The organism is Robertmurraya korlensis (assembly GCF_023715225.1).
Lineage (GTDB): Bacteria > Bacillota > Bacilli > Bacillales > Cytobacillaceae > Robertmurraya_A.
Genome location: NZ_JAMBNS010000094.1, coordinates 1 through 461, shown reverse-complemented (window position 1 = coordinate 461; position 461 = coordinate 1). Strand labels below are relative to the sequence as shown.

Sequence of the window (461 nt, the reverse complement as noted above, 5' to 3'; positions counted from 1 at the left end):
GAGGCTAAGCTGACTAAAGTTAGTTGGCGTCAGCAAATGCGCATACTCCCCGCTAATTTTATGTGCCTTAATAGCAATCGACACGATTAGGGCATCCGTCAAGTGGATGAATCTGGGTTGCTGTCTTTAGCAGATTGCGCTGCTTCTGTCAGCCATTTTTGTTGCTGTTTGGTTGGCACAAAGGCTTGCCACAAATCAGGACGCCTTAACTGGGTGCGTGTTGCCTGCTGAATAAATCGCCACTTGGCGATATTGGCATGATGCCCTGACAACAGCACGTCAGGCACTTTCATCCCTTGAAATTCAGTCGGCTTGGTATATTGTGGACAATCGAGCAAGCCATCCACGAAGGAGTCTTGCTGCGCCGATAAATCATCGCCCATTACATTGGGCAATCGGCGTATCACGCTATCCATCAATACCATCGCAGGCAATTCGCCCCCTGTCAGCACGTAATCACC

1 pseudogene is annotated in these 461 nt (G+C 49.5%); it reads right to left on the bottom strand.

The window, feature by feature from the left end:
• Positions 1-98 precede the first annotated feature (98 nt).
• A pseudogene (locus M3175_RS25965) lies at positions 99-461 on the bottom strand (tRNA (guanosine(37)-N1)-methyltransferase TrmD); the annotation flags it as partial.